This window comes from Lactobacillus selangorensis (assembly GCF_001437205.1).
GTDB lineage: Bacteria > Bacillota > Bacilli > Lactobacillales > Lactobacillaceae > Paralactobacillus > Paralactobacillus selangorensis.
This window is the reverse complement of record NZ_JQAZ01000004.1, coordinates 35,924-48,470: the sequence shown is the minus strand read 5'-3', so window position 1 is coordinate 48,470 and position 12,547 is coordinate 35,924. Positions and strand designations below refer to the sequence as shown.

Below are 12,547 nucleotides of genomic sequence, written 5' to 3'. Positions count from 1 at the left end.
ATATCATCCAAATAGGTGTGAACTTGCGTTTTTATTCCTTCCTACGCAGTCAATATAGCATATCTAGTTAGCGCTTACAACCAATATGCCCACAAATAAAGTTTGTGTTTTGAAATGGGTTTGATAGAATGGAAAGCATAGATTTTAAGGAAAAGGAATGAAAAAATGGAATCACCAATTCAGTATCATTTAATTAAGAAAGAAAAGCACACCGGCGCCCGGCTCGGCGAGATTGTTACCCCGCATGGCACGTTCCCGACACCAATGTTTATGCCGGTTGGCACCCAAGCCACCGTTAAGGCAATGTCGCCGGAACAATTGGCCGAAATGGGGGCCGGTATTATTTTAGCCAATACCTACCATTTGTGGCTCCGTCCCGGTCCCGAAATCGTCGAAGAAGCTGGCGGCCTGCATCCCTTTATGAACTGGCCAAAGGGTATTCTGACCGATTCGGGCGGCTTCCAAGTCTTTTCACTCGCCAAGATGCGGGACATCACCGAAGAAGGGGTTCACTTCAAGAATCATTTGAATGGGGCCAAAATGTTTTTGTCACCGGAAAAAGCAATCCACATCGAAAATGCGCTGGGACCGGATATCATGATGAGCTTTGATGAATGCCCGCCGTTCTTCGAAAGCTATGATTATGTGAAAAAGTCGGTGGCCCGCACCAGTCGTTGGGCTGAGCGTGGTTTGAAGGCGCATCGCAATCCAGATAAACAAGGCTTATTCGGCATTGTGCAGGGGGCCGGTTTCAAGGATCTCCGTGAACAGAGCGCCAAAGACCTGGTCAGCATGGACTTCCCCGGTTATTCAATCGGTGGTTTATCTGTTGGTGAATCAAAGGCAGAAATGAACCATGTGCTCGACTTTACGACACCGTTGCTGCCGGAAAACAAGCCCCGTTATTTGATGGGGGTTGGTTCGCCGGATGCCCTGATTGATGGGGTACTGCGAGGCATCGATATGTTCGATTGTGTCCTGCCGACTCGAATCGCCCGTAATGGGACTGTGATGACCTCGCATGGCCGGCTGGTCGTTAAGAATGCCAAGTATGCGCATGATTTTGGGCCGATGGACGACAATTGCGATTGCTATGCCTGCCGCAATTACAGCCGGGCCTACATTCGTCATTTGATTAAGAGCGATGAAACGTTCGGCATCCATCTGACGACGTATCACAACTTGTACTTCCTGATCCATTTAATGGGCGATGTTCGTCAGGCCATCATGGACGACAATTTATTGGAATTCCGGCAGGATTTCTTTGAACGTTACGGCCTAAATCAGGAAAACGCCCGCAACTTTTAGCCGTTTGTGCTGGAAGTCAGCCGTCTTTTTTGATACAGTTACAGTAATGTAATTTTCACAAATAAGGGGAGATCAATTTGACAAGTTTATTCGCAGCTGCCGCAGCCGGTGGCAGTAACATGATGTTTATTATTTTAATGATCGGGTTATTCGTATTGATGTATTTCACAATGATCCGGCCGCAAAAGAAACAGCAGCAGAAGCATCAGGAAATGATGAGCCAGCTCAAAAAGGGCGATGCAATCGTCACGATTGGCGGCTTGCATGGGACCGTTGATTCCTTGAATCAAGATGCCAAAACAGTCGTGATCGATGCCGATGGGGTATATCTGACTTACAGTTTATCTGCTGTCCGCAGTGTTGTGAAAGCGGCACAGCCGACCGTTTCTGAAACAAAGAAGGACGATCAAGAAGCTGCTCCGCAAGATCGTGGTTATGAAGAAGACGCCGATCAGGAGTCCGCTGATAAGGATCAGGATCAAAAATAGCTTAAAAATGCTTCACAAGCCGTTGAACGAGTTGCAAAATGCCCGTTTGACGGCTTTTTAATTTGAAAAATTTTAATAAAAATTTCACAAGCACATTCAAATGCAATCGTTTTCGTAAAAATGGGACTGGTTTTTGAAAATGCTAAAATTCGGCATTTAACCCTTGTATCGTTTATTTAACAACTTTATGTGCGGCGGTATTTTTCACAAAGATTCCTTTACAAGTGATTCAATTACGCTTATTCTTAAATGTGAAAAGAATAACATAATGATTTCTTTCATAAAATTAATAACGCGCGAAAATAGTGATGGAGGGTGTCTCAATTGACAGAAGAAGTTCAGACAATGGTAGATGGACTTGTTAAAAATGCACAGGATGCATTTGCACAACTTGAAGACATGTCACAAACACAAGTGGATCAAATTGTATTTGCGATGGCGAAAGCTGGGTACGATGCACGGAACGAACTGGCCGAAATGGCGGTCAAGGAAACAAAACGTGGCAATGTGCCGGATAAGGTCACAAAAAACATTTATGCTTCTAAGGTCATTTGGAATACATTAAAAGATATGCAGACGGTCGGTGTTTTGCATGAAAACAAAACATTAGGTCTGACAGAAATCGCTGAACCAATGGGCGTTGTTGCTGGTGTCACACCCGTTACCAACCCAACTTCAACGGTCATCTTCAATTCCATGATTGCAATCAAAGCACGGAACCCAATCGTGTTTGGATTCCATCCGTTTTCACAACAATCATCCGTTAAAACTGGTGAGATTATTCGTAAAGCAGCAATCGAGGCGGGTGCCCCTGAAAACTGCATCCAATGGATCGATAAGCCGAGTTTGGAAGCATCCGATGCCTTAATGGATCATCCTGATGTTGCCATCGTTTTGGCCACGGGCGGGAATTCAATGGTCAAGACTGCTTATTCAACAGGGAAGCCTGCTTTAGGGGTTGGCCCTGGTAACGTGCCCGTTTATGTCGATGCAAGCGCAAATTTGAAGGAAACTGTCGATGACTTGGTCACTTCCAAATCATTCGATAATGGCATGATTTGTGCTGCTGAATCAACTGCGATTGTAGATGCCAAGATTTACGACGCCTTCAAAGACGAAATGAACCAGCATCATGCTTATGTGGTGCCGCTGGATCAGGTCGAAGCCGTTCAGAATGTTGCCATCAACATGGAAAAGCAGTCCGCCAATAACAAGATTGTTGGACATACTGCCCAAGAAATTGCTGATTTGGCTGGGGTCAAAGTTCCCGCTGGCACCAAAGTCTTAGTGACTGAAATCGGCGGCGTGGGGCCTGATTACCCATTGTCCCGTGAAAAATTATCCCCAGTTTTGGCCTTAGTCAAAGCTGACACACCTGAACAAGCCTTTGAATATTCAGAAGGTGTGCTTGATTTAGGTGGTTTGGGCCACACTGCTATTTTGCACAGCCAGGACCAGGACATGATTGAAGCCTTCAGCAAGGCCATGAAAGCTGTTCGGATCTTAATCAACCAGCCAGGTGCCCAAGGCGGAATCGGCGGTTTGTACAACAACTTGATTCCATCCTTAACATTAGGCTGCGGGTCATGGGGTCACAACTCCGTTTCCAACAACGTGACTGCCCTCAACTTGATCAACATCAAGCATGTTTCACAGCGGCGTGATAACTTGCATTTGCTGGACGATGACTTCGCCTAAGTACCTCTTTAAAATGACGGTTAAACAAAAAACCGGGACAAAATTGTCCCGGTTTTTTGTGTCGTTTGGTACAACGCTTTCTTTTCTGTTCCAAATAAGGCATAATAGACAATAAAGACTGTTTTTAACACAGACCGGATTAGGTCGAATTTAACAAGGAATGGGATTATTGTGACACCGAATAAAGAAGATTATTTAAAAATTATTTTTGAATTAGGCGGCGACGTCAAAAAAGTTTCGAACAAACAAATTTTATCGGGACTGAACGTGTCGGCAGCTTCTGTGAGCGAAATGGTGGCTAAACTCGTTAAAGAAAAATATGTGACCCACATGCCGTACCAAGGCATCCAGTTGACACAAAAAGGGGTGCGTGAGGCGGCTCTTTTGGTGCGCAACCACCGTCTGTGGGAAGTTTTTCTCGTTCAAAAACTACATTATTCGTTTAATGCGGTTCACAAAGAGGCGGAAGTGCTGGAGCATGTGACCAATAGCGATTTGGCGGACCATTTAGATGTCTTCCTTGGCTTCCCGAAGCGCTGTCCGCATGGTGGTGTGATTCCGGATTCGCATGGCCAATTTCAGCGCCAGAGTCATGAACCATTGGCCGATACTGAAGTCGGCGAAACGGTCGTCATTGATCGCGTTATTGATGACCACGAATTGCTGGATTACATCATCGAGTTGGGCTTGAATATCGGGGATGTGGTGACCTTGCAGAAGATTGGTTTATTCGAAAGCCCATTAGCCATTTTAGATCATACTCAGCATAGAGAAATGCAAGTCAGCGTTAAAGCGGCCAACCATATTTTCATTACCCATCCAACTGCTGAACAGTTAGCGAGTGATACAAAGTAACGATTTGTGTCAGCAAAGTAATTGATTGCTGCCGCAAAACAACTAAAATAAAAGGTGTAGTGTTTTTATAGAAAGCGATGTGAATAAAAAGTGGTTCAGGAAAGAAAAAAGTTATTCATTATTTTCGGTGGCTCGGGCGATTTAGCCCAACGGAAACTTTACCCAGCTTTATTTCAACTGTTCCAGCATGGTTATCTGAAAGATCACTTTGCTGTTATCGGGACATCACGCCGTTCATGGCCGGATGAATATTATCGCGGCATCATTCACGATTCTTTGGCAGCCGCCGATGTCAATGTTTCAGCCGATGAAGAAAAAAGCTTTGCAAGCCACTTCTATTATCAATCCAATGATGTGACCGATGCGGCTCATTATGTCGTTCTGCGGAAACTGGCCGCTAAACTCGATGCCCAGTACGGCACCGACGGCAACCGGATTTATTACATGGCGATGGCACCGCGTTTCTTCGGAACGATTGCCAATCAGATCAAGTCAGAACACTTATTGACAGATAACGGCTACAACCGTTTAATCATTGAAAAGCCGTTTGGCCGTGACTATGACAGTGCCAAAAAGCTGAACGACGATATCAGTGCCGCCTTTAATGAAAATCAGATTTATCGGATTGATCACTACTTAGGCAAGGAAATGATTCAATCCTTGTTCGCCCTGCGCTTTACCAATCCGATTCTAAGCGCCGTTTGGAACAAAGAATATATTGATAACATCCAGATTACCTTGGCCGAAGATGTTGGTGTCGGCGATCGGGCCGGCTATTATGAAACTGCTGGGTCCCTTCGCGATATGGTTCAGAACCATATCATGCAAATCATGTCCTTAGTCGGCATGGAGCCGCCGGTCGATTTCTCCGCACCGAGTGTGACGAATGCGAAGGAACGTTTCTTCGATAGTTTGCGGATGTACGATCATGACCAAGCGATGACCAACTTTGTACGGGGCCAGTATGGCGCCGGCAAAGTGGCTGGCCAGGAACTCAAGGCTTATCGGGATGAAGAAAACGTTTCGCCGACTTCAAATATTGAAACGTATGTGGCCGGCAAAATTATGATTGATAACGAGCGGTGGTGCGGAGTGCCATTCTACATCCGCACCGGGAAGCGTCTGACACATAAGTCGACGCAGATCAACATCGTGTTCAAGAAGTCGCCGATCGATATCTTCCAGCAGCCCACGACAAACAATCAGTTCTTGGAACCGAATGTGCTGACAATCAATGTTGAACCGAATGAAGGATATACTTTGCAGCTGAATGGCAAGGAAGTCGGCCAGAGTTTCCAGACGGTCGACAATACGCTTGATTTTGCCCACAGCAAGAAGACAATTCAGGACAGTCCGCAAGCCTATGAACGTTTGATTTTAGGCGCTTTGGACGGTAACATGACTAGTTTCACACATTGGGGTGAATTGGCCCAGACATGGAAATTTGTCGATGTCATTCGTCAGGGCTGGGATGCCGAACAGCCGGCCTTTCCAAACTACACACCTGGGACAATGGGTCCGGATGCCGCACAGGAACTTCTGCAACGGGATAACCGCCAGTGGTTCTATGCGCCAAATGTCGATGGCGCCGAAACAGCTGATTAAAAATAGGGCAGTACCAACTGCTTTCAAACGAGTCAATCAGGAGTTCACACATTTTAGTGCGGACTCTTTTTGATGCCTAAGCACACTTTAGGAAGGAGGGACTAAGCATGCAGGATTGGCTGGAAGTGCCGTTGAAAAATGATACCCAGCGGCGTATTTTGCATATTGATATGGATGCTTTTTATGCTTCGATCGAAATGCGGGATCATCCGCAATATCGCACCATTCCGTTGATTATTGGCCGTGATCCTCGTGAGACGGGCGGCAAAGGGGTTGTGACAACGGCCAACTATATTGCACGTCAATATGGCGTTCATTCAGCGATGCCGGTTCAAAAAGCGGCCGAATTAGTGCGCGCTAATAAACAAGCGGTCTTTAAACGGCCGAATTTCCCGCATTATCGTGAAATTTCCGACCAGATTCATGCAATCTTCCATACGGTGACGGATCAAATCGAAACGGTGGCTTTGGATGAAGCCTACCTCGATATTTCGGCCAATAAGCTGGGCGAGAAAGATGCGATTGCCTTGATGTTTTACATTCAGCATGCGATTACCCGTCAGACACATTTAGTCAGTTCGGCCGGTCTCTCCTACAATAAGTTTTTAGCAAAAATGGGCTCCGATTATCGCAAGCCGCATGGCCGCACGGTGATTCTGCCGGAACAGGCTCAGAATTTTCTAGCCCGTTTGCCGATTGAAAAATTTCATGGGGTCGGCAAAAAGACGGTGCCGAAAATGAATGCACTCGGTGTCTATACGGGGGCCGATTTATTATTGCTGAGCCAGAGCCAGCTGATTCGTGAATTCGGTAAAATGGGCTATGTTCTTTATCAGCATGCGCGTGGTATTGATAATCGCCCCGTCGAATATCAACGGACCCGTCAGTCGCTAGGCAAAGAAGAAACTTATGATGAACCCCTGACCACCGAAACAGCCGTCTTCCATCGCTTTGATCGTTTGGCCGCAGAGGTGGCGGATAGTTTGCGGACCCGGCAGCTGCATGGCAAAACAGTGGTCATCAAAGTGCGGAATCGGGATTTTAATACGTTCACCCGCCGCAAAACGTTGGGCGAACCGCTAGCGGCCGCCACAGACTTGTCTGCAATTGCTCGCCAAATCTGGACCGAAAACAAGATGACTGCCAGCGGCGGAATCCGTTTATTGGGAATCACAGTTACTGGTCTGACACCGCTGACGTTTGAAAATATCCGCCTCGATTTGTGAGTTGCTTTGTTTTTTGGCGGCAGAACCGTTATAATTTAAGGAAGTTTAGATGAAATGGGGAGTTTAAAAATGTCCGTACAAACTGAAATTGTTGAAAAAATCAAAGCATTTGACACGATCATCATTCATCGGCATAAGCATCCAGATCCGGACGCACTCGGCTCGCAAGCTGGGCTGGCTACGGCGATCAAAGCCGGTTTTCCCGACAAGAAGGTTTATGAAGTCGGCGGCTATGTCGGCGATCTGAATTGGATTACTACTGAAGAAGAAATTCCGGATGAAACGTATCAAAATGCTTTGGTAATCGTAACGGATACGGCGGACACTCCTCGTATCAGCAACGATCGGTTCAATCAAGGCAAATATCTGATCAAGATCGATCATCATCCGAATGACGATGCTTATGGCGATTTAATCTGGGTCGATACGGATGCTTCCAGCTGTTCCGAAATGATCACTGATCTGATTGACGGCAGCAAGGGTCAGCTTGTGTTGACCGCCGAAGCAGCTCGAGTGCTGTATGCCGGGATTATCGGCGATACCGGCCGCTTCCTTTATCCAGAAGTCAGCAGCCATACATTTGCAGTTGCAGCTGAATTATTAAGCACCGGTTTTGATGCCAATGCCGTCAGCATGAAATTAAGCCAGATGACGCTTCCGCAGGCTCGGTTGCAAGGTTATGCTTTTGATAATCTCCAAGTCGATGACAATGGGGCCGCCTACCTGATTTTATCGACCGAAGCGTTGAAGAAGATCAATGTGCCGACGGAGCAAGCCAGCTCGGTTGTTTCTGCACCCGGCCATCTGCAGGGAGTTGCCGCTTGGGTCATCTTCGTCGAACAAGAAGACCATCATTATCGGGTTCATCTGCGTTCGAACGGACCGATTATCAATGAACTCGCCAAAGCACATGACGGCGGCGGTCATCCACTCGCTAGTGGCGCCAAAGCTGCCGATACAGCTGAGATCAAACAGATCATTCAGCAACTACAGGAAATCGTTGCCGCCTATGATACGACGGCCTGAAGAAAGAAACGAGGAACATTATGGAAAATCAATTCGCACAGTTCGGGCTCCAGGATTTCATTCTGAAAGCCTTGGATGACCGCAACTTTACGAAACCGACCCCTGTCCAGCAGCGGGTCATCCCGATCGTGATGTCCGGCAAGAGTGTTGTCGGACAATCTCAAACGGGGAGTGGGAAAACCCATGCCTATTTATTACCTTTGATGAATCAGATTGAACCCGATAAGGATCAAGTTCAAGCGGTGATCACCGCACCGAGTCGTGAACTCGCTTATCAGATTCACAAGGATGCCGAACAAATTGCCCAATTCAGTCCGCAACAAATTCGGGTTGCGAATTATGTCGGCGGGACCGATAAGAAACGCCAAGTTGAAAAGCTGCATCACCAGCAGCCGCAAGTTGTCATTGGCACACCAGGCCGCATCTTAGATTTAACCCGGACTCCGGGCGGCTTGGATATTCATACGGCACATCTGTTTGTCGTTGATGAAGCCGATATGACACTGGATATGGGCTTTTTGGATCAGGTCGATCAGATTGCCGGACAATTTCCAAGCGACCTGCAGATGCTGGTCTTTTCAGCAACCATGCCGGAAAAACTGAAGCCGTTTTTACGCAAGTACATGTCACATCCGGTAGTCGAAGAAATCAAGCCGGCGACTGTGATTAGTCCAACCATCGAAAACTGGCTGCTGCCGACCCAGGGCAAGAATAAGAAAGAACTGATTTATCATTTACTGACAATCGGCGAACCCTTCTTAGTCCTGATTTTTGCGAATACGAAGGAACATGTCGATGAACTGTATGATTACTTACGGCATCAGGGCTTGAAGGTTGCCCGAATTCACGGCGGCATCGAACCCCGCAAACGCAAGCAGATTATGCGGGAAGTTCAAAATCTCGATTATCAGTTCGTAGTTGCGACCGATTTAGCCGCACGTGGGATTGATATTGAAGGGGTGTCGCATGTCATCAACGCCGAAATCCCGACGGATCCGGAATTCTTTATCCATCGAGTCGGCCGGACCGGTCGAAACGGGATGACTGGGATTGCGATTACGTTATATGAACCAGGCCAGGAAAATCAGATTGCCGAAATCGAATCAATGGGGATCAAGTTTATTCCTAAGGTTTACAAAAAAGGCGAACTGGTCGATGGCTACGACCGTGACCGCCGTGCCAAACGGGTTCGTAAGCATGAAACACTCGATCCGAAGATGCGTGGCCTGATCAAAAAGGAAAAGAAAAAGCGCAAACCTGGCTACAAGAAAAAAATCAAAAATGCGATTCAAAAGGATGAACATCAGCGGCGCAAGATTGCTCGTCGGGAAGATCAGCGGCAGCACCGTCAGCACTGATTTGACGTTGACAAATCACGTTTTCATGCCTATAATATGAACAGCAATCAGGATATAGCATCGTTTGATTTGTCCGTCAGAGAGACCTTTGCCAGATGAAAGAGGGTCTAATGAAAACGATGACTGCTCCCTGAGTTTAAAAACTGAATCACTTTTAAAGAGGTAAACGACAAACATCGTTGCAATCAAGGTGGTACCGCGCAGACAGCGTCCTTGAAAAGCAACGGTGTTTTTATGTTTCAGAGCGTGACCAAACACGCCTTGACAGCCATTCACAAATCTCATTTCAAAGAGGGAAAAGTATGAAAAAATTATCCAGCAGTCAAGTTCGGCAAATGTTCTTGGACTTCTTCCATGAAAAAGGTCATGACATTGAACCTAGTGCTTCGTTAGTGCCGCAGGACGATCCGACGTTATTATGGATCAACTCCGGTGTGGCAACGATGAAGAAGTATTTCGATGGCACTGTTGTTCCGACAAATCCACGCATTACGAGTGCCCAGAAGAGTATTCGGACCAACGATATTGAAAATGTTGGGAAAACGGCCCGCCACCATACGTTCTTCGAAATGCTTGGCAACTTCTCAGTCGGCGATTACTTCAAGGAACAGGCCATTCCATGGGCATGGGAATTCTTAACGAGTCCTAAATGGCTCGGTTTTGATCCCAAGAAATTATACGTGACTGTTTACCCAAAGGATACGGAAGCTCACCGCATCTGGCATGAAGTCGTCGGCGTTCCTGAAGATCACATTTATGAAGCCGAAGACAATTTCTGGGATATTGGGCAAGGTCCATGTGGACCCGATTCTGAAATTTTCTACGATCGTGGTCAGCACCACAATAATGTCAGTGAAGACGATCCTGAAAATTATCCCGGCGGCGAAAACGAACGTTACTTGGAGATTTGGAACATCGTCTTCTCCGAATTCAACCATCTGCCAGATGGCCGTTATGTCGACCAACCGCATAAGAACATTGATACGGGCATGGGGCTTGAACGGATCGTCTCGATCATTCAAGACGCACCGACCAATTTTGAAACCGACCTCTTCATGCCGATCATTCACGCCACTGAAAAGATGAGTGCCGGCAAGGTTTATGGGCAAAACGCCAAGGACGACGAATCCTTTAAGATTATTGCCGACCATGCACGTGCCATTACCTTTGCGATCGGCGATGGGGCGTTGCCAAGCAATGAAGGGCGAGGTTATGTCATTCGCCGGTTGATTCGGCGGGCCGCACTCAATGGCAAGCAGCTTGGAATCGATCATCCGTTCTTGTATCAATTGGTTCCAGTTGTCGGTGAAATTATGAAGAGTGCTTATCCAGATGTGCTTGCACAAAAGGATTACATCGCTAAGGTCATCGAATCCGAAGAAAAACGGTTCGGCGTCACTTTGGACGATGGGGTCACTTTGCTTAATCAGATTATTGCCGCAACTAAAGACAAGGGACAAACGGTTATTTCTGGAACCGATGCCTTTAAGTTGTTCGATACCTATGGGTTCCCAGTCGAATTGACGGCGGAATATGCGGCCGATGATGGTCTGACAGTCGATATGGACGGTTTTAACAAGGAAATGGACCAGCAGAAGAATCGGGCCCGTCAAGCCCGTTCGAATGCTCAGTCGATGGGGTCGCAGGACGAAACATTGATGTCGATTGATACACCTAGCAAGTTTACCGGCTACGATGAATTAGTCGACAAGCAGAGTATTCTGGATGACATCGTTGTCGATGACCAATTATTAGACAGTGTCGATCATGGCACCGCTCAATTAATTTTCACTGAAACCCCATTCTATGCCGAAATGGGCGGTCAGGTTGCCGATAAAGGCGAGATTCGCAACGAACAAGATCAAGTTGTGGCCGTTGTGACGGATGTGCAGCATGCACCAAATGGTCAGAACCTCCACACCGTCGATGTGAAGGGGGAACTGAAGAAAGGCGCCACTTACACATTGAGTGTCGACCCTGCTTTCCGGCATGGGGTCATGCGCAACCATACAGCGACTCATCTGCTCGACCAGGCGTTGCGGAATGTTTTAGGCGAACATACGCATCAAGCCGGCTCTTTGGTTGAGCCAGATTACTTGCGATTTGATTTCACCAGCTTCAGTCCAGTGACTCAGGAACAATTAAATCAGGTCGAACAAATCGTCAATGATCAGATTTGGAAGGAAATTCCAGTCACGACTGTTGTTACCGATATTGAAACGGCTAAGAAGATGGGAGCCATCGCCATGTTTAAGGAAAAGTACGGCGATGAAGTTCGTGTCGTCAGCATCGGTGATTATAACCGTGAGTTCTGCGGCGGGACGCATGTGAAGAATACGGCTCAAATCGGCCTATTCAAGATTGAATCCGAAACAGGTGTCGGTGCCGGTGTCCGCCGAATCGAGGCCGTCACGTCGAAGCAGGCGTTCGACTATTTGAACAAACAAGATCATGCGATGCATCAAATGGCAACGGACTTGAAGGCCGCCAAAGTGGAGGATGTGCCTTCGAAAGTGAGCCAGTTGAAGCAGCAGCTGCATGCGGCTGAAAAGGAAAATGAATCCTTGCAGGCCAAGATTGCCAGTCAGCAGGCTAATACTGTCTTCCAGAATGTCCAAGACATCAACGGCACAACTTTAGTTGCCGAACAGGTCAAAGTGGCTGGGATGAACGAACTGCGGCAGTTGGCTGATCAGTGGAAGAGTCAGGACATTTCTGACGTGCTGGTCTTAGGCACCGTCGTTGGCGAAAAGGTCAACTTGATTGTTTCTGTTAAACCGGAGACTGTCAAGAAGGGCATCAAGGCTGGCGATTTAATCAAAGCTATTGCCCCATTAGTTGGCGGCGGCGGCGGCGGCCGTCCTGACATGGCACAAGCCGGCGGCAAGAAACCAGCAGGGCTGCCGGATGCGTTGAAGGAAGCTGCCAGCTGGCTTGCACAACACTGACTTTAACGAACCCGATTGTTGTGCTTTTCGGTTAA

At 47.2% G+C, this 12,547-nt stretch carries 8 protein-coding genes and 1 pseudogene; all 9 read left to right on the top strand.

Annotated elements, in window-relative coordinates; genetic code table 11:
• Positions 1-165 precede the first annotated feature (165 nt).
• The 9 genes and pseudogenes from tgt (at position 166) to alaS (ending at position 12,512) form a co-directional block, all read left to right on the top strand.
• Entirely contained in the window at positions 166-1,308 is a 1,143-nt protein-coding gene (gene tgt / locus IV40_RS06230) for a tRNA guanosine(34) transglycosylase Tgt (RefSeq protein ID WP_057769579.1), read from the top strand.
• A gap of 119 nt (positions 1,309-1,427) precedes the next feature.
• Positions 1,428-1,796, top strand: a complete 369-nt coding sequence (yajC, locus tag IV40_RS06225) for a preprotein translocase subunit YajC (protein WP_082617993.1) — start codon at positions 1,428-1,430, stop codon at positions 1,794-1,796.
• A gap of 345 nt (positions 1,797-2,141) precedes the next feature.
• Positions 2,142-3,467 (top strand): annotated as a pseudogene (locus IV40_RS06220) (aldehyde dehydrogenase family protein); the annotation flags it as partial.
• A gap of 198 nt (positions 3,468-3,665) precedes the next feature.
• A complete protein-coding gene (locus tag IV40_RS06215) occupies positions 3,666-4,349 on the top strand; it encodes a metal-dependent transcriptional regulator (RefSeq protein ID WP_057769575.1) in 684 nt (227 codons plus the stop codon).
• A gap of 90 nt (positions 4,350-4,439) precedes the next feature.
• A complete protein-coding gene (gene zwf, locus IV40_RS06210) occupies positions 4,440-5,954 on the top strand; it encodes a glucose-6-phosphate dehydrogenase (RefSeq protein ID WP_057769573.1) in 1,515 nt (504 codons plus the stop codon).
• Positions 5,955-6,061: 107 nt separating this feature from the next.
• Complete coding sequence (gene dinB / locus IV40_RS06205) at positions 6,062-7,180, top strand: DNA polymerase IV (protein WP_057769571.1); 1,119 nt, start codon at positions 6,062-6,064, stop codon at positions 7,178-7,180.
• 69 nt (positions 7,181-7,249) lie between these two features.
• Positions 7,250-8,206: a DHH family phosphoesterase gene (locus IV40_RS06200; RefSeq protein WP_057769953.1), complete on the top strand. Its 957-nt coding sequence runs from the start codon at positions 7,250-7,252 to the stop codon at positions 8,204-8,206.
• A 20-nt stretch (positions 8,207-8,226) separates the two neighbouring features.
• On the top strand, positions 8,227-9,564 hold the full coding sequence (locus tag IV40_RS06195) for a DEAD/DEAH box helicase (RefSeq protein ID WP_057769569.1): 1,338 nt from the start codon (positions 8,227-8,229) through the stop codon (positions 9,562-9,564).
• A 302-nt stretch (positions 9,565-9,866) separates the two neighbouring features.
• Positions 9,867-12,512, top strand: coding sequence for an alanine--tRNA ligase (alaS, locus tag IV40_RS06190; RefSeq protein ID WP_057769568.1), 2,646 nt, complete (start codon positions 9,867-9,869; stop codon positions 12,510-12,512).
• The last annotated feature ends 35 nt before the right edge of the window (positions 12,513-12,547 follow it).